At 60.3% G+C, this 26,336-nt stretch carries 29 protein-coding genes; 15 read left to right on the plus strand and 14 right to left on the minus strand.

The window, feature by feature from the left end:
- Positions 1-41: 41 nt before the first annotated feature.
- Positions 42-896, plus strand: a complete 855-nt coding sequence (locus tag P2T68_RS28920) for a LysR family transcriptional regulator (RefSeq protein ID WP_024077051.1) — start codon at positions 42-44, stop codon at positions 894-896.
- 124 nt (positions 897-1,020) lie between these two features.
- On the opposite strand, the gene P2T68_RS28925 is transcribed toward P2T68_RS28920, so the two are convergent.
- The 4 genes from P2T68_RS28925 to P2T68_RS28940 are packed head-to-tail and all read right to left on the minus strand — an operon-like array spanning position 1,021 to position 3,559.
- The gene (locus P2T68_RS28925; protein WP_277378642.1) at positions 1,021-2,244 is read right to left on the minus strand and encodes an RNA polymerase sigma factor; all 1,224 of its coding nucleotides are present in this window, start codon (positions 2,242-2,244) and stop codon (positions 1,021-1,023) included.
- Positions 2,241-2,717 carry an SRPBCC family protein gene (locus tag P2T68_RS28930; RefSeq protein WP_102625297.1) on the minus strand — a complete coding sequence of 159 codons (477 nt, stop codon included), beginning with the start codon at positions 2,715-2,717 and terminating at the stop codon, positions 2,241-2,243. The genes P2T68_RS28925 and P2T68_RS28930 overlap by 4 nt, the downstream gene beginning before the upstream one ends.
- Positions 2,718-2,751: 34 nt before the next feature.
- Complete coding sequence (locus P2T68_RS28935) at positions 2,752-3,096, minus strand: YciI family protein (protein WP_024077054.1); 345 nt, start codon at positions 3,094-3,096, stop codon at positions 2,752-2,754.
- Between the two features lie 43 nt (positions 3,097-3,139).
- On the minus strand, positions 3,140-3,559 hold the full coding sequence (locus P2T68_RS28940; protein WP_024077055.1) for a nuclear transport factor 2 family protein: 420 nt from the start codon (positions 3,557-3,559) through the stop codon (positions 3,140-3,142).
- A gap of 145 nt (positions 3,560-3,704) precedes the next feature.
- On the opposite strand from P2T68_RS28940, the gene P2T68_RS28945 reads away from it, so the two are divergent.
- Entirely contained in the window at positions 3,705-4,214 is a 510-nt protein-coding gene (locus P2T68_RS28945) for a GNAT family N-acetyltransferase (RefSeq protein ID WP_277378643.1), read from the plus strand.
- Positions 4,215-4,469: 255 nt separating this feature from the next.
- On the opposite strand, the gene P2T68_RS28950 is transcribed toward P2T68_RS28945, so the two are convergent.
- Complete coding sequence (locus P2T68_RS28950) at positions 4,470-4,949, minus strand: GyrI-like domain-containing protein (protein WP_193689752.1); 480 nt, start codon at positions 4,947-4,949, stop codon at positions 4,470-4,472.
- A 195-nt stretch (positions 4,950-5,144) separates the two neighbouring features.
- Here P2T68_RS28950 and alaC point away from each other — a divergent pair, with 195 nt between their 5' ends.
- The gene (alaC, locus tag P2T68_RS28955) at positions 5,145-6,362 is read left to right on the plus strand and encodes an alanine transaminase (protein WP_102625299.1); all 1,218 of its coding nucleotides are present in this window, start codon (positions 5,145-5,147) and stop codon (positions 6,360-6,362) included.
- 138 nt (positions 6,363-6,500) lie between these two features.
- On the opposite strand, the gene P2T68_RS28960 is transcribed toward alaC, so the two are convergent.
- Together P2T68_RS28960 and P2T68_RS28965 are read right to left on the minus strand one after the other, a co-directional pair.
- Entirely contained in the window at positions 6,501-7,853 is a 1,353-nt protein-coding gene (locus P2T68_RS28960) for a GntP family permease (RefSeq protein WP_024077059.1), read from the minus strand.
- Positions 7,854-7,937: 84 nt separating this feature from the next.
- The gene (locus P2T68_RS28965) at positions 7,938-8,471 is read right to left on the minus strand and encodes a gluconokinase (RefSeq protein ID WP_024077060.1); all 534 of its coding nucleotides are present in this window, start codon (positions 8,469-8,471) and stop codon (positions 7,938-7,940) included.
- 212 nt (positions 8,472-8,683) lie between these two features.
- Between P2T68_RS28965 and P2T68_RS28970 the strand changes: the two genes are divergently transcribed.
- From P2T68_RS28970 to P2T68_RS28995, 6 genes are all read left to right on the plus strand, one after another.
- Positions 8,684-9,715: a LacI family DNA-binding transcriptional regulator gene (locus P2T68_RS28970; RefSeq protein WP_277379778.1), complete on the plus strand. Its 1,032-nt coding sequence runs from the start codon at positions 8,684-8,686 to the stop codon at positions 9,713-9,715.
- Positions 9,716-10,025: 310 nt separating this feature from the next.
- Positions 10,026-10,259: a DUF6124 family protein gene (locus P2T68_RS28975; RefSeq protein ID WP_024077062.1), complete on the plus strand. Its 234-nt coding sequence runs from the start codon at positions 10,026-10,028 to the stop codon at positions 10,257-10,259.
- Positions 10,260-10,429: 170 nt separating this feature from the next.
- Positions 10,430-11,062, plus strand: a complete 633-nt coding sequence (locus P2T68_RS28980; protein ID WP_277378644.1) for a glutathione S-transferase — start codon at positions 10,430-10,432, stop codon at positions 11,060-11,062.
- 16 nt (positions 11,063-11,078) lie between these two features.
- Entirely contained in the window at positions 11,079-11,816 is a 738-nt protein-coding gene (locus P2T68_RS28985; RefSeq protein ID WP_277378645.1) for an NAD(P)-dependent oxidoreductase, read from the plus strand.
- A gap of 139 nt (positions 11,817-11,955) precedes the next feature.
- On the plus strand, positions 11,956-13,371 hold the full coding sequence (locus P2T68_RS28990; protein ID WP_277378646.1) for an MFS transporter: 1,416 nt from the start codon (positions 11,956-11,958) through the stop codon (positions 13,369-13,371).
- Between the two features lie 133 nt (positions 13,372-13,504).
- Positions 13,505-14,017 (plus strand): hypothetical protein, encoded by a 513-nt coding sequence (locus P2T68_RS28995; RefSeq protein WP_024077066.1) that lies wholly within the window; start codon positions 13,505-13,507, stop codon positions 14,015-14,017.
- A 149-nt stretch (positions 14,018-14,166) separates the two neighbouring features.
- On the opposite strand, the gene P2T68_RS29000 is transcribed toward P2T68_RS28995, so the two are convergent.
- Positions 14,167-15,039, minus strand: a complete 873-nt coding sequence (locus P2T68_RS29000) for a LysR family transcriptional regulator (protein WP_277378647.1) — start codon at positions 15,037-15,039, stop codon at positions 14,167-14,169.
- A 96-nt stretch (positions 15,040-15,135) separates the two neighbouring features.
- On the opposite strand from P2T68_RS29000, the gene gstA reads away from it, so the two are divergent.
- The 3 genes from gstA to P2T68_RS29015 all read left to right on the plus strand — a co-directional run bounded on the left by gstA (position 15,136) and on the right by P2T68_RS29015 (position 17,453).
- Positions 15,136-15,738, plus strand: coding sequence for a glutathione transferase GstA (gene gstA, locus P2T68_RS29005; RefSeq protein WP_024077068.1), 603 nt, complete (start codon positions 15,136-15,138; stop codon positions 15,736-15,738).
- 399 nt (positions 15,739-16,137) lie between these two features.
- A complete protein-coding gene (locus P2T68_RS29010; RefSeq protein WP_277378648.1) occupies positions 16,138-16,575 on the plus strand; it encodes a GNAT family N-acetyltransferase in 438 nt (145 codons plus the stop codon).
- Positions 16,576-16,634: 59 nt separating this feature from the next.
- Positions 16,635-17,453, plus strand: a complete 819-nt coding sequence (locus P2T68_RS29015) for a class I SAM-dependent methyltransferase (RefSeq protein WP_150056020.1) — start codon at positions 16,635-16,637, stop codon at positions 17,451-17,453.
- A 74-nt stretch (positions 17,454-17,527) separates the two neighbouring features.
- Here the strand turns inward: P2T68_RS29015 and def are convergent, their stop codons facing one another.
- The 3 genes from def to P2T68_RS29030 all read right to left on the minus strand — a co-directional run bounded on the left by def (position 17,528) and on the right by P2T68_RS29030 (position 19,388).
- On the minus strand, positions 17,528-18,067 hold the full coding sequence (def, locus tag P2T68_RS29020; RefSeq protein WP_024077072.1) for a peptide deformylase: 540 nt from the start codon (positions 18,065-18,067) through the stop codon (positions 17,528-17,530).
- A 3-nt stretch (positions 18,068-18,070) separates the two neighbouring features.
- Positions 18,071-19,021, minus strand: coding sequence for a YihY/virulence factor BrkB family protein (locus P2T68_RS29025; RefSeq protein WP_024077073.1), 951 nt, complete (start codon positions 19,019-19,021; stop codon positions 18,071-18,073).
- Positions 19,022-19,202: 181 nt separating this feature from the next.
- Positions 19,203-19,388, minus strand: coding sequence for a CsbD family protein (locus tag P2T68_RS29030; RefSeq protein WP_150056018.1), 186 nt, complete (start codon positions 19,386-19,388; stop codon positions 19,203-19,205).
- A 200-nt stretch (positions 19,389-19,588) separates the two neighbouring features.
- Between P2T68_RS29030 and P2T68_RS29035 the strand changes: the two genes are divergently transcribed.
- On the plus strand, positions 19,589-19,966 hold the full coding sequence (locus tag P2T68_RS29035; protein WP_024077075.1) for a hypothetical protein: 378 nt from the start codon (positions 19,589-19,591) through the stop codon (positions 19,964-19,966).
- Between the two features lie 119 nt (positions 19,967-20,085).
- Here the strand turns inward: P2T68_RS29035 and fadD1 are convergent, their stop codons facing one another.
- Together fadD1 and fadD2 are read right to left on the minus strand one after the other, a co-directional pair.
- A complete protein-coding gene (gene fadD1 / locus P2T68_RS29040) occupies positions 20,086-21,777 on the minus strand; it encodes a long-chain-fatty-acid--CoA ligase FadD1 (protein WP_024077076.1) in 1,692 nt (563 codons plus the stop codon).
- A gap of 383 nt (positions 21,778-22,160) precedes the next feature.
- The gene (gene fadD2 / locus P2T68_RS29045) at positions 22,161-23,849 is read right to left on the minus strand and encodes a long-chain-fatty-acid--CoA ligase FadD2 (RefSeq protein ID WP_277378649.1); all 1,689 of its coding nucleotides are present in this window, start codon (positions 23,847-23,849) and stop codon (positions 22,161-22,163) included.
- 221 nt (positions 23,850-24,070) lie between these two features.
- On the opposite strand from fadD2, the gene P2T68_RS29050 reads away from it, so the two are divergent.
- Together P2T68_RS29050 and P2T68_RS29055 are read left to right on the plus strand one after the other, a co-directional pair.
- On the plus strand, positions 24,071-25,015 hold the full coding sequence (locus P2T68_RS29050; protein WP_102625434.1) for an alpha/beta hydrolase: 945 nt from the start codon (positions 24,071-24,073) through the stop codon (positions 25,013-25,015).
- 57 nt (positions 25,016-25,072) lie between these two features.
- Positions 25,073-25,543 (plus strand): MaoC family dehydratase, encoded by a 471-nt coding sequence (locus P2T68_RS29055; RefSeq protein ID WP_024077080.1) that lies wholly within the window; start codon positions 25,073-25,075, stop codon positions 25,541-25,543.
- 136 nt (positions 25,544-25,679) lie between these two features.
- On the opposite strand, the gene P2T68_RS29060 is transcribed toward P2T68_RS29055, so the two are convergent.
- Positions 25,680-26,147: a PA2169 family four-helix-bundle protein gene (locus tag P2T68_RS29060; RefSeq protein WP_024077081.1), complete on the minus strand. Its 468-nt coding sequence runs from the start codon at positions 26,145-26,147 to the stop codon at positions 25,680-25,682.
- Positions 26,148-26,336 lie beyond the last annotated feature (189 nt).

Genomic DNA, 26,336 nt, shown 5'->3' on the forward strand with positions numbered 1-26,336 from the left:
CGATACTTCATAACCAATAACCATCGATCAAGGCGATAGTCATGGCCTCTAACGAAGTGCTGCAGGCATTTGTCCAGGCGGCGACCCAAGGTTCGTTCTCGGCGGCGGCGCGCAAGCTCGGCAAGAGCCAGTCCACCGTCAGCGCAGCGGTGGCGAGCCTGGAGATTGATTTGGATGTGGTGCTGTTTGACCGCAGCAGCCGCAAGCCGACACTGACGCCCGCAGGCCATGTGTTGTTGCAACGCGCCGAGCAGGTGCTGGAGGCCAGCAGCCGGCTGGAGTTGGCGGCGAGTCAGTTGGCCCAGGGGTTGGAGCCGAAGCTGAGTATCGCCATGTCCGATACCTACCAGTCCGACCGTTTCGAGGTCGCCCTCAGCGCGTTTGAACAACGCTACCCGGACCTTGAGCTGGAATGCCTGATCGCCGAATGCGAAGACCTGATCGCCCTGGTCCAAAGCGGGCGGGCGCAGATCGCGTTTATTGAACAACAGGACGTGTATCCGCCGGACCTGACCCGCGCGCCGGTGGACGAGCGCACCGAGATTGCCCTGTTCGTGTCACCGAAGCATCCGCTGGCGGGCCTCGATACCCTCACGGCGCACGCCCTGCAACAGCACCGCGAATTGCGCCTGGCAAGCATCATCAACCCGAACGAAACCCGCGCCAACGGCCGCTTCTGGTCGGCCCCCAGTTATCTGATGCTGCTGGAGATGGCCCAGTTGGGTTTCGGCTGGGCGCCGATTCCCCGCTGGCTGGTGGAACGCTTCGGTGGCGGGCAACTGGTCGAACTCAAGGCACGCGGCTGGCCGCGTTCGGTGGCCGTGGATGCACTGTGGTCCCGTCACCATCCTCCGGGGCCGGCGGGGAGTTGGTTGTTGGGGAAGATGTTGGAGTGATATCTCCCAGACAATGAAAATCAAATGTGGGAGGGGGCTTGCCCGCGATAGCGGTGGGTCAGTCACCTAATACAGTGACTGACACCCTGTTATCGGGGGCAAGCCCCCTCCCACATTTGGATCTTCATTGTTGGGGGGAATCGAGTTCGGCCAGGCGGTGTTCGAGGAAGTGTTTTTCAGGGATCTGCTGGGTCAGTGACAGGGCTGTTTCATAGGCCCTGCGGGCCTCTTCCACCCGTCCCAACTGCCGGCAAAACTCGCCCCGCGCCGAATGCGCCAAGTGGTAATCCTGCAACTCCCCGCGCGCCAGAATCGCCTCCACCTGCTGCAAGCCCGCCAACGGTCCATCGCGCATGGCCACCGCCACGGCGCGGTTCAATTCAATGACTGGCGAAGGCACCGCCCTGAGCAATACATCGTAGAGCCCAATAATCTGCGGCCAATCCGTTTCCCCGGCGCTGCGTGCCTCGGCATGCACCGCCGCAATCGCCGCTTGCAGGCAATACGGGCCAAAACCCCGCTGGGTCAGTGCCTGTTCCACCAGCGCGCAACCTTCAGCCATCAAGGACGTATCCCACAACGAACGGTCCTGTTCATCCAACAGCACCAGTTCGCCGCTGGCCGAGGTGCGCGCGGCGCGGCGGGATTCGTGGAGCAGCATCAACGCCAGCAAGCCCAGGACTTCCGGTTCGGGCAGCAATTGGGTCAACAAGCGACCGAGGCGGATGGCCTCACGGGTCAGGTCTTCGCGGGTCAGGTCCGCGCCCATGGACGCCGAGTAGCCTTCGTTGAACACCAGGTAAATCACGCGCAGCACACTGTCCAGGCGTTCGGGTAATTCGGCCAGGGACGGCACCTGATAGGGAATCTTCGCCTCGCGGATCTTGCCCTTGGCCCGCACGATGCGTTGGGCGATGGTGGTGGGCGTGGCCAGGAAGGCGCGGGCGATTTCTTCGGTGGTGAGGTCGCAGACCTCACGCAAGGTCAGCGCCGTCTGGGCGTCGGCCGCCAACGCAGGGTGGCAGCAGGTGAAGATCAGGCGCAGACGGTCGTCTTCCACGTCTTCCTCACTCCAGTCAGCGGCTTCCAGTGCGTCAGCCTGCGCCTGCAACAACGGGGTAAACCGGGCCTGGCGGCGCAGACGATCGATGGCCTTGAAGCGTCCGGTCGATACCAGCCAGGCGCGTGGGTTGCTCGGCACACCGTCTTGCGGCCAGCGCTCGACCGCGACGAAGAACGCCTCGTGCAAGGCTTCTTCGGCGAGGTCGAAATCCCCCAGCAAACGGATCAGCGTGGCGAGGACGCGCCGGGACTCACTGCGGTAGATCGCCTCGATGGGAGGCGTCAATCGCGCATGCCCTGGGTCACCAGCGTCACCAGGCGGTCCAGGCTCTCGCCCCAGCCGTCGTGAAAGCCCATGGCTTCGTGGGCCTGTTTGTCTTCAGCGCTCCAGTGCATGGCGCGAGCGGTGTAGAGGGTCTTGCCGTCTTGCTCCTCAAAGGTGACTTCAGCGCTCATGAACGGCTTGCCCGAAGGTATCCAGCCCGGCATGAAGGCATCGGTGAACACCAGGCGGTTGGGCGCGTCGATCTCCAGGAACACGCCCTGGGTCGGGTACTCGCTGCCATCCGGTGCGCGCATCAGGGTGCGGAACAGGCCACCGACCCACAGGTTCATTTCACACTCGGGGGTGGTCATGCCGTGGGGCCCCCACCATTGTTGCAACAGGGCAGGTTCGGTCCAGGCGCGGAACACACGGCTGCGCGGCGCATCGATCACGCGGCTGATGGACAGCTCAAATTCGGCAGGTTGCTTGGGCATGGGATAAACCTCCTGAGTCTTAGGGTTGTTGGAGTCAGAGATTCAATTCGCGCACGGGGCGCACTTCCACACTGCCGACCCGAGCGGCCGGAATGCCACCGGCCACCTGGATCGCTTCATTCAAGTCCCGCGCCTCGATCAGGTAGAACCCGGCGAGCTGCTCCTTGGTTTCGGCAAACGGCCCGTCGGTAATCGACAGCTTGCCATTGCGCATGCGCACGGTGGTGGCCGTGCTCACCGACTCCAGCGGCTCGGCGGCGAGCATGCGCCCGCTGGCCTGTATCGACTGGGCGTAGGCGAGACACTCCGGGTCTTTGGGGCTGTCTGGCGAAGTGTGCAACAGCTGTTCATTGCTGTAGATCAGGCACAGGTATTTCATGACGTTCTCCGTTTTCGCAACGACTGACTATAGTTTGCGGCGCTCAAGGTTTCAGGTCGAACAGTGCCGTGCCGCTTGCCATGTCGAACGGCGCCGACCAATGCTCATGCACCACCTTCCAGTCGCCGTTAAAACGTTGATAGCCGGCCGTCACCCGCATCCAGCAGGCCTTCACTTCACCGTCCGGCCCGGCGCCGCCGCAGTGGGCCAGCCAGTGGGCGAACGCGCTGTCCTGGGACTCGACGATACGCAGTTCGTGGAACTCGAAAATGCCGGGGCCGGGGCAGTGTTCCATGCACGCTTCCCAGTGCGCACGGTAGGCCGCCTTGCCTTTGAACTGCAGGGCGCTCACGGCATCGAACGAGACGATATCGTCGGCGTAATAGCTGACAATCTTATCGATATTCCGGGAAAGTACGGCTTGCTTCCATTCTTCGATCAGGGTGTTGATTGCGGTACTCATGGCGATACTCCTTCGGGTTGGAAAATCAAGGAAGACACCCTTAGTCGAACGGCCTCCAGGCAAATCGACAGCCCGTTGAAAAATAATTTCGTGCCGCACAAAACCGCTAGACTGCGCCCTTCTTTGCAGCCGTTCGGACGCCCCGATGCAAACCCGCCTTGTCGCCTACGAGGCGCTGAATGCTGTGCAACAACTGCAAGTCGGCGCCCTCGAAGTTCATCCTGAGCAGTTGCCGTTTTGCGGCGACATGTATTGCGCACTCAACACCCTGCTAGTCAACCCAAGCCCAGGCGTCAAAGGCTTTGCGCTGCTGGCCGACGAGCGTCCGGTGGCGTTCCTCCTGCTCAAGCGCCCGCCCTGCCTGCCGCACTGGGCGGATGAACACAGCGCCACGCTGCATGCGCTACAGGTGGATCGGCAGCAGCAGGGCCGGGGCTTTGGCAAGGCGTGTTTGCAGGCGCTGCCGGCGGCGGCGATACAGGCGTGGCCGCAGATCAAGGCGCTGGAGTTGTCGGTGGACACGGACAATGTGGCGGCGATGGGGCTGTATCTGGGCGCCGGATGGGTGGACAGCGGGGAGGCGTATCAGGGGCGGGTTGGGTATGAGCGGAGGTTGAGGTGGGTGTTTGGTCGATACGGTGTTGGCCTGCTTTAAATGTCACGTATAGATAACTTACCCGATAAAAAATAATGAATATGCGACATGAATACTTCAGTTATCGCTCAGCAACCCGACAGCCAAGTTCGCGCCATGCGTCTTAACCATGGCTCTGCCGAGGGGCTGCGCAGCAGCCCTATTCAGCGCTGCCGCATTCTTCCGGGTGAACCGCAGCGGTAGGTTTTGGGGCCGCTGCGCTGCCCAACGCGGGGCGAGCCCGCTCGCCACAGAGGGACGTGTTCAGCCTGCCGGTTACCGGGGTTCCACGGGCAACCAGATCTCCACCGTCCCCGTGCCCTTGCGTACATCGAAATCCGCGCTGTAGCGCTCGAAATCCGCCCCCGCCACCTTGTAGCCCGAGTGCGGCAACCACTCGAACATGATGCGCTCGTAGGTCTGCTCCAGTGCCTGCACCGGGCCATAGTGCGGGAACACGGCGTAGTGGTGCGCAGGCAGTTCGACGAATTCGAAGTTGCTCGGCACATCGCCTTTGGACGGTACTTCCACCCCCGCCATGTAATCGAACTCACCGTGGCTGGGGTTATGGCAAACGCCGTAGGTCACACCGCCGACGCGTTTCTTGATGTGTTTTACGCTGTCGTCAAACACGCCCCACAGCTTGGGGATATCGCCCGCCGTGGCCTTCGAATAACGCCCTTGCACCCCCGCGATTACCAGGGCTTTGCCGTCTTTCATGCGCGGCTCTAACGGTTGTGTTATCTGCTGATCCATCTGAACAGTCTCCTTCTTATGAGGGAACAAACCCATATCGAGTATAGGGGTATATCCGCGCTGTATTCCATGCAGAAAATTTTCCTACGCATCTGGACAACTGGCCATCATCGACCGTATTGTCTGCCCCGCAGGCCACCGCAGTGGCCAACGTCGCTCGGACGGTTCCGGGCGCTTACGTACTCCGAGGCAACAATGGCCGACCAAGGTTCGCCGCGCCGCTTTGCGCGCATCGATCGACTCCCCCCTTACGTGTTCAATATCACTGCCGAGCTGAAGATGGCTGCGCGTCGGCGCGGCGAAGACATCATCGACTTGAGCATGGGTAACCCCGACGGCGCCACGCCTCCCCATATCGTGGAGAAAATGGTCACCGTCGCCCAGCGTGAAGATACCCACGGCTACTCCACCTCCAAAGGCATTCCACGTCTGCGCCGGGCGATTTCACGCTGGTACAAAGACCGCTACGACGTGGACATCGACCCCGAGTCGGAAGCCATCGTCACCATCGGTTCCAAGGAAGGCCTGGCGCACTTGATGCTGGCCACCCTGGACCAGGGCGACACCGTACTGGTGCCCAACCCGAGCTACCCGATTCATATCTACGGTGCCGTGATTGCCGGTGCCCAGGTGCGTTCGGTGCCGCTGGTGCCCGGCGTGGACTTCTTCGCCGAGCTGGAACGGGCGATTCGCGGCTCGATCCCCAAGCCGAAGATGATGATCCTGGGCTTCCCGTCCAACCCCACCGCGCAGTGTGTGGAGTTGGATTTCTTCGAACGGGTGATTGCGCTGGCCAAACAGTACGACGTACTGGTGGTGCATGACCTGGCGTACGCGGACATTGTCTACGACGGCTGGAAAGCCCCCTCGATCATGCAGGTGCCTGGGGCAAAGGATATTGCGGTGGAGTTTTTCACCCTGTCCAAGAGCTACAACATGGCCGGCTGGCGTATTGGTTTCATGGTCGGTAACCCGGAACTGGTCAACGCGCTGGCACGGATCAAGAGCTACCACGACTACGGCACCTTTACCCCGCTGCAAGTCGCCGCGATTGCGGCGCTGGAAGGCGACCAACAGTGCGTCAAGGACATCGCCGAGCAGTACCGCCAGCGCCGCAATGTGCTGGTCAAGGGCCTGCATGAACTGGGCTGGATGGTCGAGAACCCGAAGGCGTCGATGTACGTCTGGGCGAAGATTCCCGAAGCCTATGCCGCCATGGGCTCGCTGGAATTTGCCAAGAAACTGCTGCAGGAAGCCAAGGTGTGTGTGTCGCCGGGGATCGGCTTTGGTGAGTATGGCGATGACCATGTGCGCTTTGCACTGATCGAGAACCAGGACCGGATTCGCCAGGCGGTGCGGGGGATTCGCGGGATGTTCCGGGCGGATGGGTTAGTACCGAAAACCGGCGCCTGACTCGGTCAACATGTGGGAGGGGGCTTGCCCCCGATAGCGGTGGGTCAGTCACCAGATGCAGTGATTGACCCCCTATATCGGGGGCAAGCCCCCTCCCACATTTGATTGGGTTTTCACCCTGGCCTTGCGGTGTGTCTGTTAGACCACCAACGACAGCAACATGATAAAGATCAGCGCCACCACCGACAGGATGGTTTCCATCGCCGTCCAGGTCTTGAATGTCTCGGCCACGGTCATGTTGAAGTACTGCTTGACCAGCCAGAAGCCAGCATCGTTGACGTGAGACAGGATCAACGAGCCCGCCCCGGTCGCCAGTACCAGCAGCTCGCGGTTGACCCCTGGGATCATCCCCACCACCGGCACCACAATGCCAGCACCCGTAATGGTCGCTACGGTCGCCGAACCCGTCGCCACACGAATCACCGCCGCCACCAGCCACGCCAGCAAAATCGGGTTGATCTGCGCGTTGACCGCCATATGGCCGATCACGTCACCCACACCGCTGGTCACCAGCATCTGCTTGAAGCCACCACCGGCACCGATGATCAGGATGATCGCGGCGGTCGGCGCCAGGCTGGCGTCGAGCAGCTTGAGGATTTGTTTGGAATGGATACCCTGGCGATGGCCAAAGGTGTACAGCGACAGCAGCAAGGCCAGCAGCAAGGCGCTGATCGGGTGACCGATCATGTCCATCCAGTTGCGCACTACGTGGCCTTCGGCCAGGGCGATGTCGGCGAAGGTTTTCAGCAGCATCAGGAACACCGGCAGCAGCACGGTGATCAGGGTGATGCTGAAGCTCGGCAACGTCTTGTGCTCCGACTCGCGGGCCAATTGGTCGACCAACTCCTGGGACGGGTTGCCGGGAATGTACTTGGCAATGAACGTACCGAAGATCGGGCCGGCAATGATGGCCGTCGGCAGTGCGACGATCAGGCCATACAGGATGGTCTTGCCGATATCCGCGCCAAACACGCCGATGGCCAGCAGCGGCCCCGGGTGCGGTGGCACCAGGCCGTGCACCGCCGACAGGCCGGCCAGCAACGGGATACCGATCTTGATCAGCGACACGCCGGTACGGCGCGCAACGATAAACACCAACGGGATCAACAGCACAAAGCCGATCTCGAAGAACAGCGGAATGCCCACCAGGAACGCGGCGAACATCATGGCCCACTGGACCTTTTCCTTGCCGAAGGCGCGGATCAAGGTCTGGGCGATCTGATCGGCACCGCCGGATTCAGCCATCATCTTGCCGAGCATCGTACCCAGCGCGAGGATGATGCCGACAAAGCCAAGCACCCCGCCGAAACCGTCCTGGAATGCCTTGATGATCTTGTCCACGGGCATACCCGAGGTCAGGCCGAGGAAGCCGGCCGCGATGATCAGCGCAATGAACGGGTGAACCTTGAACCGGGTAATCAATACGATCAGCCCGATGATGGTAACGACTGCATCTAACAGCAGGTACGACTCGTGGGACATGCCAAACATGGGGGGTCTCTCCTGTTTGTTGTTGTTATTAAAACGGGTGTTGAATTTCCTGCCGGGGATAGCGCTATCTTGTCCGGCAAAAAATTATCGGGTTGGTTCAAAACCGTGTTGCAGCCACCAGGCGTTGGTCTGCTCGGCCAGCGCCTCGACGCTGTCTTCGCTGGCGTTTAGAGCCAGGGTCAGGGGCTCGCCCTTGGGCGATTCAAGGGTGGCGAACTGGCTGTCTATGAGGCTGGCCGGCATGAAATGGCCGGGGCGATGGGACACGCGGTCGGCGGCGACTTCACGGGTCAGTTCCAGGAATACAAAGCCCAGGCCAGGCGCGGCTTCGCGCAGGTGGTCGCGGTATTTCTTTTTCAGCGCGGAGCAGGTGAGTACCGGGTGTTCACCGGCTTTGAGCGAGCGGCGCAGTTCATCGCACAGGATGTCGAGCCAGCCGGCGCGGTCGTCGTCGTTGAGGGGGTGGCCGGCGCTCATCTTTTCGATGTTCGCGGCGGGGTGAAAGCTGTCGCCTTCAATGGCCGTGGCACCGTTCAGGCGGCACAGGGCCTCGCTGACGCTGGTCTTGCCACAGCCGGCAACACCCATGATGACCAGGGCGGTAACAGGTTGACTCATGGAACACCTCAGGACGCAGATAGCGCTACCTTTGCACGCTGTAAGGCGAGTGCAAAAACAGGCTTTTCCCGCGCCGTCTTGTCATTTTTATGGAGTGACGCGTGCATCCGCTCCAATCATTTGAACCGGATCAGGCAACCCAAAGTTCAATAATTTGCAGCCTTTTGGAGACAGCGCTACCTTAGTGCCTCGATTTTTGTTTGGCAAGCCGCCTGATGACCTCTAAGAACGATAAAAATACCCGCACCACCGGTCGCCCTACCCTCAATGAAGTCGCCCGCCTGGCCGGCGTCAGCCCGATTACCGCCTCGCGCGCGCTGCGCGGCATCAGCACCGTGGCCACCGAACTGGTGGAAAAAGTGCAGCGAGCCGCCGCCGAACTCAACTATGTGGTCAACCCCGCCGCCCGTGCCCTGGCTTCGGCCCAGAGCCATTCGGTGGTGGTGTTGGTGCCGTCGTTGTCCAACCTGCTGTTTATCGAAACCCTCGAAGCCATCCATCAGGTACTGCGGCCCAAGGGGTTCGAAGTACTGATCGGCAACTCCCATTACTCGCGCGATGAAGAAGAAAACCTGCTGCGCAACTACATGGCCTACCAGCCACGGGGGTTGCTGCTGACCGGGTTCGATCGCACCGAAAGCGCGCGACGGATGGTCGAGGCCAGCAATGTGCCCTGCGTGTACATGATGGATCTGGACCCGAATGCGGGCGTGAACTGCGTGGGTTTCTCGCAGTTGGCCGCAGGTGAAACGGCAGCGGCGCATTTGCTCTCCCGTGGGCGCAAGCGCCTGGCCTATATCGGCGCGCAACTGGACCAACGTACCCTGCTGCGCGGCGAGGGTTTCCGCCGGGCGTTGCAACAAGCGGGAATGTACGACCCGGCGCTGGAACTGCTGACACCGCGCCCTTCCTCGGTCGGCCTGGGTGGCGAGCTGTTCCTGCAATTGCTGGCGGCGCACCCGGATGTGGACGCAATCTTCTTCGGCAACGACGACCTGGCGCAAGGTGCGCTGCTGGAAGCCCTGCGCCATGGCATCAACGTGCCGGAGCGCGTGGCCGTGCTGGGCTTTAACGACCTGCCAGCGTCGTCTTTCATGGTGCCGCGCTTGAGCAGCATCAGCACCCCCAGGGAAGCGATCGGTCGACGTGCGGCGGAGCATTTGTTGACGATCATGGCGGGTAACAAGATCGCCAAGCCGGTAGTGGATATGGGGTTTGAATTGCAGGTGCGGGAAAGCACGTAGGACGCCTGTAGGATGAGGCTGACATTGCGGTAAGCGCCTTGCCCGGTTGCCTACGCTTACGTCAGAATCCGCCGGCTTGTGCGCTTGAGGGGTGATCTTTAAGGTTTGCCGGTCGCTGAATTTCTCGGTGATCGGGTTTAGTAGCCTGAAGCTCTCCACACATATGCATAAGCCAACCATGGTGGCTGTGCGTAGGGCGCCTTCGGGTGCGCCGGGTTTGTGTGGGATTACCGGTCTACTAACCTGCGTACAGCTGCCACCCATTCGTTTAGTAGCGATTAGGGTGTTGGCACAGCCAGGTACTTCAACCATGCAAAGCGTCAATCCCCCGACTACGCTGTTCACGCTCATCCCCGATGTCCCCACCGAAACCCTGCTGATCAACAGCTACGAAACCGTGTGCTCCGTCAGCACCTTGCTGCTCGACCTGTCTGATGACCTTACCGGCAAACACCGTGATGTTGCCCTGGCCATTCACCAATTGAGCGAACTAAGCGTGTTGCTGGTGGGCAAAGCCATGGACCAGCACGCACCACGCTGCTAAGGCCCTACTGGATAAAAATGTGGGAGGGGGCTTGCCCCCGATTTCAGTGGGTCAGCTACAGACAGGCTGACTGACTCACCGCTATCGAGGGCAAGCCCCCTCCCACATTTTTTAACCGTGCCTACTTGGCCCCTGCTAGATTAACCACTCTCCACCGCCAGGAAAGCACCATGGGACACTCACTGAAAATCTTGGGCCGTACCTCGTCGATCAACGTGCGCAAAGTCCTGTGGACCTGCCAGGAACTGGGCATAGACTACGTGCGCGAAGACTGGGGCATCGGTTTCAAACCCACCCAATCCGCCGAATTCCTGGCCCTGAACCCCAATGCCCAAATACCGGTACTGATCGATGACCACGGCGTGCTGTGGGAATCCAACACCATCTGCCGCTATTTGGTGAACCTCTACCAACGCCACGACCTGCTGCCCATCGAACCCGCACCGCGCGCGCGGGTCGAGCAGTGGATGGACTGGCAGGCGACCGAACTCAACCCGTCCTGGGGCTATGCCTTCCAGGCGCTGGTGCGCAATAGCCCCGACCATCAGGACCCGCAACGCATCGCAGCCGGCGTGCAGGCCTGGAACGACAAGATGGGGCTGCTGGAACAACGGTTGGCTAAAACCGGCGCCTACGTGGCCGGCGATGATTTCACCCTCGCCGACATCCTGATCGGCCTCTCGGTGCATCGCTGGCAGATGACGCCCATGCAGCGGCCGCCCTACCCCGCCATTGCGGCGTACTACCAGCGGCTCAGCCAGCACGCCGGCTTCAAGACCTTCGCCCTCGACGGTCACAATTAAGCACAAGGACAAGCACGTGAAAGGATTCAACGTACTGCTCACCGGCGCTTGCGGCAGAATCGGCAAGACCTTTTTCGAGGCTTCGAAAGACCGCTACCGTTTCACCCTCACTGACCGCGTCGCGCCGGATTTCGACCTGGGTGACCACCGCTTCGTACACGCCGACCTTAGCGACCGCTCCACCCTCACCGCCCTGCTCGAAGGCATCGACGTGATCGTGCACCTGTCGGGCATCCCCGACGCCAGCGCGTCGTTCGAGGAGTTGCTGCCCAACAATATCCTCGCCACCACCTACCTGTTCAAAGCCGCCGTGGCCGCAGGCGTGCAGCGCCTGGTATTTGCCAGCAGCGCCCAGACCATCGAAGGCTACCCGGTAGACCGCCAGATCACCCCCGGCATGCCCGTGCTGCCTGCCAACCTGTATGGCGTGAGCAAATGCTACGGCGAGGCGTTATGCGGTTATTACGCAGCGAAAACCCCGCTATCGACCATCGCCCTGCGCATCGGCGCCTTCGAATTCCCCGAGGCCCATGACCTGCGCAACGCCCGCGACCTCAGCGCCTGGCTTAGCCCCCGTGACGCGGTGCAATTGCTGCAACGTGCAGTGGAAACAGCCGGCGTCAAACACCTGATCGCCCATGGCATCTCCAACAACCGCTTCAAGCGCCTGGATTTGAGCGAAACCACGCGCGTGCTGGGCTATCAACCGGTGGATGACGCGTTCCAGGCCTTTGAAATTCCGATTACCTTCTGAGCACACGCCATAAAACCTTGAAACACAACGCCGACGCGCAATAAATCAGCGAATCGGCGTGCCATCGCGGGCAACTTCACAAGCGGCGATTTCCGTTAGCAGGCTAAGATTCCACTTCACTGCCCCTGGAATCTGCCCCATGTCGACACTCACTGCCTCTGCCACGGACGGCATCGACCCGGTCCGTGCCGCCCATATCAGCGCGCGCATCGACCGCCTGCCGGCTGTCGCCAGTATCTGGCGCCTGGTGGCGCTGCTGTCGATTGGCGGTTTTTTCGAGCTGTATGACCTGTTCCAGACCGCCTACATCAGCCCGGGCCTGATCAAGGACGGCATCTTTGCCACCGGCAGCGGCGGTGTATTCGGCTTCTCCGACCAGGCCGCGTTCGCCTCGGCGACCTTTCTTGGCCTGTTCCTCGGGGCCAGCCTGCTCAGCCCCATCGCCGACCGCTTCGGGCGCCGGGCGATCTTCACCTTCGCGTTGATCTGGTACACCGTCGCCACAGTGTTGATGGGCATCCAGACATCCGCCCTGGGCATCATCTGCATGCGCTTCCTGGTGGGCATCGGCCTGGGCATCGAGCTGGTCACCATCGACGCTTACCTGTCGGAACTGGTGCCCAAGCGCATGCGCAGTTCAGCGTTCGCCTTTGCGTTTTTCATCCAGTTCCTGTCGGTGCCAGCGGTGGCCTTGATGTCATGGTGGCTGGTGCCCCAGGCGCCGTTCGGCGTCGCCGGCTGGCGCTGGGTAGTGCTGTCGAGTGCGGTGTTTGCGCTATTTATCTGGCAACTGCGCAAGCGCCTGCCGGAATCACCGCGCTGGCTGGCGCAGAAAGGTCGTTTCGGCGAAGCCAGTGCAATCATGGACAACCTCGAAGCCCGCTGTCAGAAGGATTACGGCCAGCCGCTGGATAAGCCCGAACCGGAAACCGTCAGCGTGCAAGGCAGCGGCCGCTTTGCCGATATCTGGCAACCCCCGTACCGCCGCCGTGCGTTGATGCTGATCGTGTTCCATGTGTTCCAGGCCATCGGTTTTTTCGGCTTTGGCAACTGGCTGCCGGCGTTGCTCTCGGGCCAGGGTGTCAGCGTGACCCACAGCTTGCTGTACGCCTTTATCATCACGCTCGCCTACCCCTTGGGGCCGTTGTTGTTCGTGAAGGTGGCCAACCGCTTTGAAAACAAATGGCAAATTGTCGGCTCGGCCATGGGCGCGATGATCTTCGGTAGCCTGTTCGCCCTGCAGACCACAGCGGTAGGGTTGGTGATCTGCGGGGTGATGATCACGTTCTGCAATGCCTGGTTGAGCTTCAGTTATCACTCGTACCAGAGCGAACTGTTCCCGACCAATATCCGCGCGCGGGCGGTGGGGTTCTGTTATTCGTTCAGCCGTTTGTCCACGGTGTTCAGCAGCCTGTTGATCGGTTTTATCCTCGAACACCTGGGTACCCCGGGCGTGTTGGCGTTTATCGCCAGCAGCATGTTGATCGTGATGATCACCATCAGTTGGTTCGGACCGCGTACGCGCAATCTGGCGTTGGAAAATATCGCCCACTGACGGCAACGATTGGCCGTCGACGGGACAACTGTTGCCGCGACGGCCGCGCGCGCCCCAGTAAAACCGGGGTGATGCTGCCCGGCACGCTAATTGCTCCTCATGAGGCACCGTACATTTCCCCAGGTGAACCATCATGCTGGTTAACAACAACACTCAAGCCGTATCGACCGTCCAACAGCTCAAGCGCCCCGATATGGACCCCGCCAACGCCGCCGCCAGCACGCTATACAGCGGTGCCCTGCAAGCGGCGCAGCAAAGCGTGACCGTGCCAGTTGTACAGAAGGCACTGGACAAGGCCAACGATCGCATCGACGAAGCCTTCGCCAAGACACGTGTGCAGTTGCAAGCGAGCACGGCAGCCACTCCGGCGACCACGGATGTACCCGCCGCCGGTTCCACCACCAGCAGCGCACGCGCAGACTTCACCGATTACATGAGCAAAACCCCGGCCGAACGTATCCGCGAGCAGTTGCTCAAGGAGCAAGGGTTGACCGAGGAACAAGTGCAGGCCATGCCTCAGGAAAAACAGGATGCGATCGCCAAGCAGGTGGCTGAGCGCGTGAAAGTACAACAAGAGCAGCAGGTAGCGGCGAAGACCGCGGCGCCCCAGGCGCAGTCGGTGAAAGACACCCTCGCGGCGATCTAAGCAACCGCGCAAGGCAAACCCTGTCTGCGACTTGGCGCCGTCGTACAGCAAACCGGCCCCCTGATGGCGAGCGGGCCGGTTCCCGATCGCTGAGTGTCAGTCTCAACCTTGGGCGACTGATCCATCGCCCCCTGGTGGATTCAAGCGCATCAACGTTCAGCCAGCATCTTCAACAACGCGTCGGCGGCGGCCGAAGGTGGGCGGTTGGGTGAACCGACCAGGGCAAACTCGCGGTACCGCGGCGCTGTCAGCGGCATCACGCGTAAACCCTGGCGCTCGACCGGCAGGGCCATCTCCGGCACCAGCGTCACGCCAACGCCTTCGCGTACCAGGCTGAAGGCGCTGCTCCATTCGCGGACTTCCACGCGGATATCGCGCAGGGTCAGCCCTACCGCGGCGCCCAGGCTCCGGGCATTGGCGCTGCAACCACCGGTGGCAAGCACGAAGGCTTGTTCGAACAGTTCCTCAAGACTTACGCTTGCATCGGCCGGGCGTTGTGCCAGTGGATGGTTCGTCGACAGCACTGCCATCCAGCAGTCACGGCCCAATATGGTGGCCTGGCGCTCGGGCTTGGGGTTGAGCACCACGCCCAGGTCGATCAGGTCGGCCTCGAGCAGGGTCAGCACCTCGTTATCGGTAACATCCAGGGTGGTGACGTCGATACCGGGATATAACTGGCGGAAACGTTGCAAAAACGGCGTCAGAAAGGTCGCGAGCACCATGGGGAAACTAGCGATGCGAATCGTCCCCCGCAGCATGGGCCTGGCTTCATCCACAGTACTGCGAATCGCCTGCAAGGCCCCGAGCATCACCCGCGCCTGCTCGATCACACTCAGCCCCAGGGCGGTGGGCAAGGTCTTGCGCGGCTCGCGGGTAAACAACTGCGCACCCAGCGTCGCCTCCATGCCAGCCATGGCCTGGCTGGCGGCGGACTGGGTCATGCCGACATGTCCGGCGGCGGCGGTGATGCTGCCGTGATCGGCCACCGCCACCAGCAGGCGCCAGTGCATCAGGTTCATCATGACAGTCGCTGTCCTTATGGCAGGGATCCGAAGGTTTAATTTTACGCAAGGTGCCACGGCGGTGAGACTGGCGCAAATTCAACGGAGCTGTCACAGATGAAACTGTATTTCTTCCCCAATGCCTGTTCCCTCGCCCCCCATATCGTGCTGCGCGAATTGGCGCTTCCGTTCGACCTGGTGCGCGTGGATAACCAGGCCAAAACCACTGCCGATGGCCAGGACTTCCTGCAGATCAACCCCAAGGGCTATGTGGCAGCGCTGCAACTGGACAACGGCCAGGTGTTGACCGAAGCCAGCGCGATCCTGCAATACCTGGCCGACCTCAAACCCGACGCGGGCCTGGCCCCGGCCAATGGCAGCTGGGAGCGCGTGCGCTTGCAGGAGTGGCTGAATTTTATTGCGACTGAAATTCATGGTGGGTTGGCAGTGTTTTTCAACAATGCGATTCAGGGCGAGGTCAAAGCCTCGTTCCAGGCCACGCTGTTCAAGCGCTTCGCGGTGCTGGTGCAGACCCTGGAGCACCAGGATTACCTGTTAGGCGCGCACTATTCGGTAGCGGATGCCTACCTGTTCGTGGTGCTGCGCTGGGCGGGGTTTCACGCCATTGATCTGGGCAAGTGGCCGGCGCTGGCGGCGTTTCAACAGCGGGTGGGCGAGCGGCCAACGGTCATCGCCGCGCTGGCCGCCGAAAATTCATGATCTGAAATAGACGCCAGTGTGGCACCGGCTCGCCTGCAATGACTGGGGGGGCTGCATGCGGCACAGAGGCTGTGCGCTGTTCCGGTAGAGGGGGCGTGCGGCAGCTCAGAGCAGGTGTTTCCTGCTCTGTGCAATGAGGCGGGAAAATCTGGCAGATCATTGGGTTATAAGCTTGTCACTCAGTGACCGAACAGACCAGTGTCGGTTTTCTTGGCTTTCTTGTCGGCGCGTTTTTCGTCGGCGGTTTTTGCCGGTTTCTTCTTCGCGGCTTTCTTTGAATCCATACCTTTGGCCATGATGCGTGCTCCACTTACAGGGGATGTAACACTGGGTATACCACCTATTGCCCTACAGAAGGCGCTTATAATCCCCGGCCCGTGATTACGCTGCCTGAAGACCATGCCCGAGTTGACCATCGATCTGCTGGCAGAGCCCCTGTGGCCGCTGCTGAACAAGTTTTATCGCAGCCACCAGTCGTCGATGAAGGCGCTCAAGGGCGGACGTCTGTGGGTGGCGCGCCGCCGCGAGATTGTCGCCGGCCTGTGCCTCACGCCCGTGGTTGGCGGGCAATGGTTGACGGGCGTGTTTGTCGACCCGGCGTATCGCGGCCAGGGTCTGGCAGCCCGCTTGATCGGTGCGGCGGTGGCAGATGTGGAAGGCACAGTGTGGCTGCTCTGTCATCCGGAGCTGGAAGGCGTTTATCAGCGCATGGGCTTTACCCCGGACACGCTGTTGCCGCAATCCCTCAGCGAACGACTGGTGCGCTACAAGCGTAACAAGCCGATGATTGCGATGGGCTTAGAACCTTTGGTGAGGTCGACCTCGGATAATGTGTGATCGGCCGACACTGGGCCCATGCTAGCCTCGACGGCACAGAAGCCCTCTACAGGATGATCATGAAAACGACGCTTGCAGCTCTGTCCCTCACCGCCCTCCTCGCGCCAACCTTCAGCCAGGCCGCCGACGCGCCGATTACCGCCAAGCAATACGCCAGTGTGCTGGCCGGCAGTTGGCGCGACCCGGCCAACAGCGCGCGTGACGTCTATCGCCATCCACAGCAGACACTTGAGTTCTTTGGCCTGGGCGCCCAGCAGAGGGTGATCGAAATCACCCCAGGTGGCGGCTGGTACAGCGAGATTCTCGCACCGCTGCTCAAGGACCACGGGCACTACATCGCCGCCGTGCAGGCCCCCAGTGTGAGTGCCTACGCGCGCACGTCGGAAGAAAACCTGAAAAAGAAATTCGCCGCCGACCCGGCGCGCTATGCCAATGCTGAAGTGGTCGAGTTCGATCCCAAGGCCCCGGTGTTCGGCAAACCCGCTTCGGCGGATGCCGTGCTGACGTTCCGCAATGTGCATAACTGGGTGTTGGCCGATACCGCCGAGGCCACTTTCAGCGGGTTCTACAACGTGTTGAAACCGGGTGGCGTGCTGGGGGTGGAAGACCATCGCGCCAAGGACGGCGCAAACCTTGACGCCATCAAGGACAGTGGTTACCTGACCACGGCGCAGGTGGTGAAGCTGGCGACCGATGCTGGGTTCAAACTGGCCGGGCAGAGTGAGGTCAACGCCAACCCGAAGGACACCAAGGACTATGCCGGCGGCGTCTGGACCTTGCCGCCGACGTTGAAGCTGGGCGAGCAGGATAAGGCCAGGTATGTGGCGATTGGCGAATCGGACCGGATGACGTTGCGGTTCGTCAAACCAGCCAAATGATCTGACTCACCGCCGCCCCCATGTGGCGGGGGCAAACCAGCCCCTTCCACAGGGATTTGTGGGTATCGGCGAGGTTATTCGTCGGCCGTCGGATCCATGTCCGGGAACATCACTTCGATAAACCCGAACTTGCTGAAGTCGGTGATCCGCGACGGGTACAGCCGGCCGATCAGGTGGTCGCATTCATGCTGCACCACGCGCGCGTGGAAGCCTTCGGCGATACGTACGATCGGCTCGCCCTTGGGGTCGAAACCTTCGTAGCGAATCTGCTGGTAACGGTCTACCGCGCCACGCAGGCCGGGTACGGAAAGGCAACCTTCGTAGCCCTCTTCCAGTATCGGGCTCAGCGGTGTGATCAGCGGGTTGATCAGGATCGTCTGTGGTACGGCCGGAGCGTCCGGGTAGCGTTCACTGCTCTCGAAACCAAAGATCACCAGTTGCAGGTCGACGCCAATCTGCGGTGCGGCCAGGCCGACGCCGCCCACGTGCTCCATGGTCTGGAACATGTCGTCAATCAATTGCCACAGCTCGGGGCTGTCGAACATTTCCGGCGGGACCGGTGGCGCGATACGCAGCAGGCGTTCGTCGCCCATTTTCAGGATTTCACGGATCATCGATCAGACTTCGTCAGGGGTGGGCTTGGAATGGTCTCGGCCGAGGCCAGAGACGTGCTGTTTCTCACTCACGTGGGTGTGTGCATCGAATGCCTTTTCGCCGGGGTCCTTGCCTTCGGCGGACATGTGCTCGATCACGGCATTCATCTCCGCACCGAGCAACAACACGGCAGCAGAAATATAGAAGTACAGGAGCAGGACAATGATTGCACCGATACTGCCATACATGGCGTTGTAGTCGGCGAAGGTCTTGACGTAGTAGCCAAAGCCCAGGGACGCGACGATCCACACCACCACCGCCAGCACGGAACCTGGGGTAATAAAGCGGAATTTCTGCTCGACATCGGGCATCACGTAGTACATCAGGGCCACAGCGAACATCAGCAGGACCACGATCAGCGGCCAGCGCAGGATGGTCCACAAGGTGACCACGAATTCCTGCATACCGATTTGCCCCGCCAGCCACTCCATCACCTGCGGCCCGAGCACCATCAGCGCGGCGGCGGCCAGCAGCATGCCGGCGATGCCGACGGTGTAGAAAATCGACAACGGAAACCGCTTCCAGATCGGCCGCCCTTCGACCACGTCGTAGGCGGCGTTCATCGCGCTCATCATCAAGCGCACGCCGGCCGAGGCGGTCCATAGTGCAATCACGATACCCACCGACAGCAGGCCCCCCTTGGATTGCTGCAACTGGTCGATCACCGGGTTGACCTGCTCCAGGGCCTGGGGCGGCAACACCAGTTCCGACTGCAGGCGCAGCCAAGTGAAAAAGTCCGGCAGGTGCAGGAAACCGATCAAGGCAATGAGGAACAGCAGGAACGGAAACAAGGAAAACAGCATCTGGTAGGCCAATGCCGAGGCGTAAGTCGACATCTCGTCGTTGACGAATTCCTTGACCGTGCGCACCAGCACTGTGTGCAGCTTGAGGCCATCGAGTACCGGAAAAATCATAGCGTCTCCTTTCGCCGCAAAAAGGTTGAGTTCAGGGGCGACTCAGGGGGCGTTTTCTACATCAAAGTAGCCTATCTGGCGACTTTGAAACAATTTCAAGAATTTAGTTGCACCGCCGCACATAAAAACGGCCATCCGTGGATGGCCGTTGGGCTCAATGAACACAGCCAGCGATTCAGGTTTACCGGGTCGCTTTTTTCACGGCGTCCTTGGTGTCGCCGACGGCTTTCTGCACTTCGCCTTTCTTTTCCTGAATGACACCTTCAGCACGCAACTTATCGTTGCCGGTCACTTTGCCGACACCTTGCTTGATGTTGCCGACAGCTTCGTTCGCGACGCCTTTTACCTTATCCGATGTGCTGCTCATGGTATGCCTCCGAAAGAACAATCAAGGGTTTTGGTCATTACCTAAAGATTGACCCGGGGCTGTTCGGCAGAGTTTCAATTATTTTTCGGTGGGCATTTCATCGCCATGCGCAGGTTTGGCTTTATGTTTTGCGGCCAACCCACGAGAATGCGCGGCACATTCAGGCTATAACGCTGAATAACAGATCCCGTAGGAAGGTTATGAAACTCAATAAAGCACAGGCCATCGCCCGCAGAAACCAGGAACTGGGCGGTGCCGTTCTCGGCGTCAACAACTGCCATTTCACCGACCTGGACCGCAAACGCAATATCTGGTGGTTCGACTTGCCGGTGGCGCGGATTGCCGTGGGCCAGTACGAGTGGATTCACCTGTTGATGCACAACGCCGAGACCGACCAGTTGCTGCACCTGAAGGTGCCGACGGTATTCCTGCGTGAAAAGCTCGAAGGGCTGGTGGTGCGCAATGCGGGCAAGCGCAAGCCGGAGATTACCCTGGAGCTGAGCGCGGACAAGGATTCGTTCCTGAAGGATGTGCGTCCGGCGGGTGCCGGTGTCAACTTCGCGCAGTTCGCCCTGTAGGAACGCGGCAAAAAAAAAATGAGGGAGGGGGCCTGCCCGCGATAGCAGAGTGTCAGTCACTGAATCGGTTGACTTCACACCGCCATCGGGGGCAAGCCCCCTCCCACATTTGGGTTACGTTACTTTTTAAGACCGAGTTTCTTCAGCTCTTCATCGCGCAACTCACGACGCAGGATCTTGCCCACGTTGGTGGTCGGCAACGCATCGCGGAACTCCACGGCCTTGGGCACCTTGTAGCCGGTGACATTGGCGCGCATGTGCTCCATCACCTGGTCCTTGGTCAGGGTCGCCCCCGGCTTGACCACGATGAAGATCTTGATGTGCTCCCCGGATTTTTCGTCCGGCACGCCGATGGCCGCGCATTGCAGCACGCCCGGCAGGGTCGCCAGCACGTCTTCGAGTTCATTGGGGTAGACGTTGAAACCGGAGACCAGAATCATGTCCTTCTTGCGGTCGACAATGCGCATGTAGCCGTCCGGCTGGATGATCGCGATGTCACCGGTCTTCAGCCAGCCTTCGCTGTCGAGAATCTCCGCGGTGGCGTCTTCGCGCTGCCAGTAGCCCTTCATCACCTGCGGGCCCTTGACGCACAGTTCGCCGACTTCACCGAGGGCCAACTCGACGCCGTCATCGGTGATGACTTTGCACAGGGTCGACGGCACCGGAATGCCGATAGTGCCAATCTGGATGTTCTGGATCGGGTTGACCGTCGCCACCGGGCTGGTCTCGGTCATGCCGTAGCCTTCGCAGATGTTGCAACCGGTCACGGCCTTCCAACGCTCGGCCGCCGCCAGCTGTAGGGCCATTCCACCCGACAGGGTGACTTTCAGTGCAGAGAAGTCCAGCTTGCGGAAACCTTCGTTGTTGCACAGCGCCACGAACAACGTGTTCAAGCCGACAAAGCCGCTGAACTTCCACTTCGACAGTTCCTTGACCATCGCCGGCAGGTCGCGCGGGTTGCTGATCAGGATGTTGTGGTTGCCGATCAGCATCATCGCCATGCAATGAAAGGTGAACGCGTAGATGTGGTACAGCGGCAGCGGGGTGATGAGAATCTCGCACCCTTCGTTGAGGTTCGACCCCATCAGCGCCTTGCACTGCAGCATGTTGGCCACCAGGTTGCGGTGGGTAAGCATCGCACCCTTGGCCACGCCGGTGGTACCGCCAGTGTATTGCAGCACGGCCACATCGCTGCTGGCCGGGCTGGCATCGTTGACCGGCTGGCCGTGGCCCTTGGCGAGCACCTCGTTGAACTTGATCGCCTTGGGCAAGTGATAGGCCGGGACCATTTTCTTCACGTACTTGATGACGCTGTTGATCAGCAGGCGCTTGAACGGCGACAACAGGTCGGCAACTTCGGTGACGATCACATGCTTGACGGCGGTCTTGGGCACGACCTTTTCCGCCAGGTGAGCCATATTGGCCAGGCACACCAGGGCCTTGGCGCCGGAATCGTTGAATTGGTGTTCCATTTCCCGCGCGGTGTACAGCGGGTTGGTGTTGACCACGATCAGGCCGGCACGGATAGCGCCGAATACGGCGACCGGGTATTGCAGGACGTTGGGCAGTTGCACGGCGATACGATCGCCGGGCTTCAAGTCGGTATGCTGTTGCAGGTACGCGGCGAACGCGCCGGACAATTCGTACAATTCACCGTAGGTGATTGTCTTGCCCAGGTTGCTGAAAGCCGGTTTGTTGGCGAAGCGCTGGCAGGACTGTTTCAGTACCGCCTGAATATTTGGATACTCGTCTGGATTGATGTCTGCAGCAATCCCGGCGGGGTACTTATCCTTCCAAAAGTCTACGTTCATGGAAGCCCACTCCTCAGCGACGCGAATTCATCATCGCATTTGATGCGATTATTATTGGTGTATGTTTTTTTAGGTGAGTCTGGCGCGTTCAAGCAGGCCGAGAGGTCACAAAGCGCGCCGAGAGTAGCAGCTTTGCCAAGGGCCGACTAGATCCAAAAGAGGGCCCTACAGTCATAATCATGACTGTCCTACAATATTTGGTCACACTCTAAACAAGGGTGAAATCACCCAGCAAAAGGCTCTGGAATAGGCCCTTCAAGGCGATAGACAGCAATGTGGGAGGGGGCTTGCCCCCGATAGCAATGGTTCAGCCAACACATTTGGTGACTGATACATCGCCATCGGGGGCAAGCCCCCTCCCACATTGTCGAGCCCAATTCCAATCAGGCGATATCGCGCAACTCACGCCGCAAAATCTTGCCCACCGGTGTCATCGGCAACGACTCGCGCAGCACAATATGCTTGGGCACCTTGTACCCAGTGAAGTTGGTCTTGCAGTAGTTCTTCAACTCTTCAAGGCTCACGCCCTCGGCCCGCGCCACCACGAACAGTTTCACCGCCTCCCCCGTGCGATCGTCCGGCACGCCGATCACCGCGCAGTTGGCCACCGCCGGGTGGGCCATCACCACGTCTTCGATTTCGTTCGGATACACGTTGAAACCCGAGACAATGATCAGGTCCTTCTTGCGATCCACAATGCGGATGAAACCATCGGCGTCGATCACCGCGATGTCGCCGGTCTTGAGCCAACCCTCGGCGTCCAGGGTCTCGGCGGTGGCGACCGGTTGCTGCCAGTAGCCCTTCATCACTTGCGGACCTTTGATACATAGCTCGCCGCGCTCGCCCAGGGGCAACTCGACGCCCTCGTCATCAATCACCTTCATCGCCGTGGCCGGCACCGGGATACCTACGGTGCCCAGACGAGACTGCTTGCCATAGGGGTTGGTACTGGCAACGGGGGAGGTTTCAGTCAGGCCATAGCCCTCGCCGATTGTACAGCCCGTGATCTGCTGCCAGCGTTCGGCCGTGGCCTTGATCAGCGCGGTACCGCCGGAGTTGGTGAGCTTGAGGTGGGAGAAATCCAGGCTCTTGAAGTCCGGATGGTCCATCAGTGCCACGAACAGCGTGTTGAGCCCCAGCAACCCGGTAAAGCGCCAGTTCTTCAGCTCCTTGATAAAGCCGCCGATGTCGCGCGGGTTGGTGATCAGCACGTTGTGGTTGCCGGAGACCATCATGCACATGCAATTCGCGGTGAACGCATAGATGTGGTACAGCGGCAGCGGCGCGATCATCACCTCCTGCCCTTCCTTGATCAGCGGATGGCCATCTTCGCCAATCTGCGACATGCACGCGCGCACCTGCTGCATATTGGCCACCAGGTTGCCATGGGTGAGCATCGCGCCCTTGGCCAGGCCGGTGGTGCCGCCGGTGTATTGCAGCACGGCGATATCGTCGAGGCTCACCGGATGGCGGATCAGCCCCTGCCCCGCGCCCATGCGCAACGCGCGCTTGAACGACACCGCACGCGGCAGGTGATAGGCCGGCACCATCTTCTTCACTTTGTCGACTACGGTGTTGACCAACCAGCCCTTGGCGGCGGGCATGAAGTCGCCCATCCTGGCTTCGATCAGGTAGTCGATCTCGGTATCAACGCAGACCTCCTGCACCCGCGCCCCGAACAGGTTGAGGTAGACCAGGGCACGAATGCCGGCGTCCTTGAACTGGTGGCGCATCTCGCGCGGGGTGTACAACGGGTTGGTGTTGACCACAATCAGCCCGGCGCGCAGCGCACCGAACACCGCAACCGGGTAGTGCAGCACGTTGGGCATCTGCACCGCGATGCGATCGCCGGGCTTGAGGTCTGTGTGCTGTTGCAGGTAGCCGGCAAACGCCGCGCTCTGGCGTTCAAGTTCGGCGTAGGTCAGCGTGATCCCCATGTTGCTGAACGCCGGACGGTCGGCAAAAGCCTTGCAGGAACGCTCGAAGACTTCGATCACCGACTTGTAGCTGGTGAGGTCGATGTCATTGGGGACACCCGCCGCGCGTTTGTCATTCCAGAAATCAGGTTGCATTATTCTTGTCCTCTTACCTGAGTGTGTCCGGCCGCTGCAGCTATAAAAGCGTGCTGCTATAGAAAGCGGAGCTTTGGGGACGTTAGCAGTAATGGCCAAACAGGCAAATACAGAACTGAGCTTCATTAATTGCGTGAATCTTCCTACAAGGGCTTGCACAGATCAGCCGCAACCCTCGGGATGAGCTATACACTGCAACGACCCTGAGCAAAGGAACCGCCATGAACCACACCACCTTCTGGCTGACCGCGAATGACCGCAGCCGCCTGTACGTCAACCAGTGGCTGCCCGACGGCACGCCCAAGGCCCTGGTGATGCTGTCCCATGGCATGGCCGAGCACAGTGGTCGCTACGCGCGCCTGGCCCAGGCCTTGTGCGGCGCCGGCTACGGCCTGTATGCGCTGGACCAGCGCGGCCATGGCCGCACCGCTGACGAAGGTACGCTAGGGTTGTTCGCCGAGCAGGACGGCTGGAACAAGGTGGTGGGTGACCTGGCCAGTCTCAATCAGCATATCGGCCAGCAGCAGCCGGGCCTTCCGATCATTTTGCTGGGGCACAGCATGGGCAGCTACATCGCCCAGGCCTACCTGCTGCACCACAGCGCCAGCCTGGACGGTGCGATCCTCAGCGGTTCGAATTTCCAACCGGTGGCGCTGTATCGCGCAGCGCGAATCATCGCCCGCGCCGAACGCCTGCGCCAGGGCCCGCGCGGGCGCAGTGCATTGATTGAATTCCTGTCATTCGGATCGTTCAACAAGGCGTTCAAACCCAATCGCACCGGTTTCGACTGGCTCAGTCGCGACCCGGTTGAGGTCGACAAGTACATCCATGACCCACTCTGTGGTTTCCGCTGCACCAACCAACTGTGGATCGACCTGCTGGGTGGCTTGCAGCAAATCAGCAAAGCGTCCAATCTCGCGCAGATCGATCCCGGCCTGCCGATCCTGGTGATGGGCGGCGAATGTGATCCGGTGAGTGAAGGCAAGCGTCTCAAAAGCCTGGCCAACGCATTGCGCGAGGCCGGCTGCCGGAACCTGCAACTGACTATCTACCCACAGGCGCGTCACGAAGTGTTCAACGAAACCAATCGCGACGAAGTCACAGCGGATGTGCTGACGTGGCTCGACCAGGCCTTGAGTTTGCGCAGGCCAGCCCGCTGCGAATAATTTTTCCTTTAAAATCATCCGCTTAAATTATCGATTAGCCACAGGATGCACCTTTAGATGACCCAGGTAACCAACACCCCGTACGAAGCCCTCGAAGTTGGCCAGACCGCCAGCTACAGCAAGACCGTCGAAGAGCGCGACATCCAACTGTTCGCCGCGATGTCGGGCGACCACAACCCGGTGCACCTGGATGCCGAATACGCCAAGGCGACCATGTTCAAGGAGCGTATCGCTCACGGCATGTTCAGCGGAGCGCTGATCAGTGCGGCGGTGGCCTGCGAGCTGCCTGGGCCGGGCACGATCTATATCGGCCAGCAGATGACCTTCCAGAAGCCGGTGAAAATCGGCGATACCCTGACCGTGCGTCTGGAAATCCTCGAGAAGCTGCCTAAGTTCCGCGTACGCATTGCCACCCGCGTGTTCAACCAGCGTGATGAGCTGGTGGTGGATGGCGAAGCCGAAATCCTCGCACCGCGCAAGCAGCAGGTAGTCACCTTGACCGAACTGCCGCCGATCAGCATCGGCTGATAGCCATTTCAGAGTCAGCACAATGCAAATGTGGGAGAGGGCTTGCTCCCGATAGTGGAGGATCAGTCATTGAAATATCGACTGATCTTCCGCTATCGGGGGCAAGCCCCCTCCCACAATTGTTACAGCGCAGGGCTTACGACTGAGCGCGAGCCTGGTTACGCAGGGCTTTCACCTGGTCGTGGTTACGTTGCACGCCGTGGAACTGACGTTCAACCAAGTCACGAATGCCCAGCAAGTTGTGCTTGTTGATCTTCTCGATGGCTTCTTTGTAAGCCTTCAACGCGTGGTCTTCACCGCGCTCGGCTTCGTTCAGCACAGCCTCTTCATCTTTACCGGTCACCATCGACTTCACGTCGACCCAGCCACGGTGCAGGGCACCGGCTACGCTACCGGAATCTTCTGGGTCACCGCCCAGGGCACGCACGGCCGTCTTCAGTTCGGCGGCGGCGGTGGCGCAGTCAGCGGAGCGCTTGGCAAACAGAGCCTTGAGTTCTGGGTGCTTGATATCTTCAGCGCATTCCTTGAAGCCTTTCTGGCCGTCGATGCTGGTCTCGATCAGGTCGTTGAGTACGGAGATGGATTCTTTGTTGATGTCGGTCATTTTTCAATTCCTTAGGCAGGTGAAGAAGGGTTGCCTTAATGATTGCAGCGCCCGTGCCAGTTTTTTAGAAAATACTTTTATGTTTATTTTCAACAACTTAAAAATATTTGAACCATCTGTATGTACGTTATTTGCATGATCTGTCATTTGGCCTTCATGCAGAATGCCTGTATTTTCCAAGGTCTCGAC

Source organism: Pseudomonas sp. G11 (genome assembly GCF_029457515.1).
In the GTDB taxonomy this organism is placed as follows: domain Bacteria; phylum Pseudomonadota; class Gammaproteobacteria; order Pseudomonadales; family Pseudomonadaceae; genus Aquipseudomonas; species Aquipseudomonas gorinensis.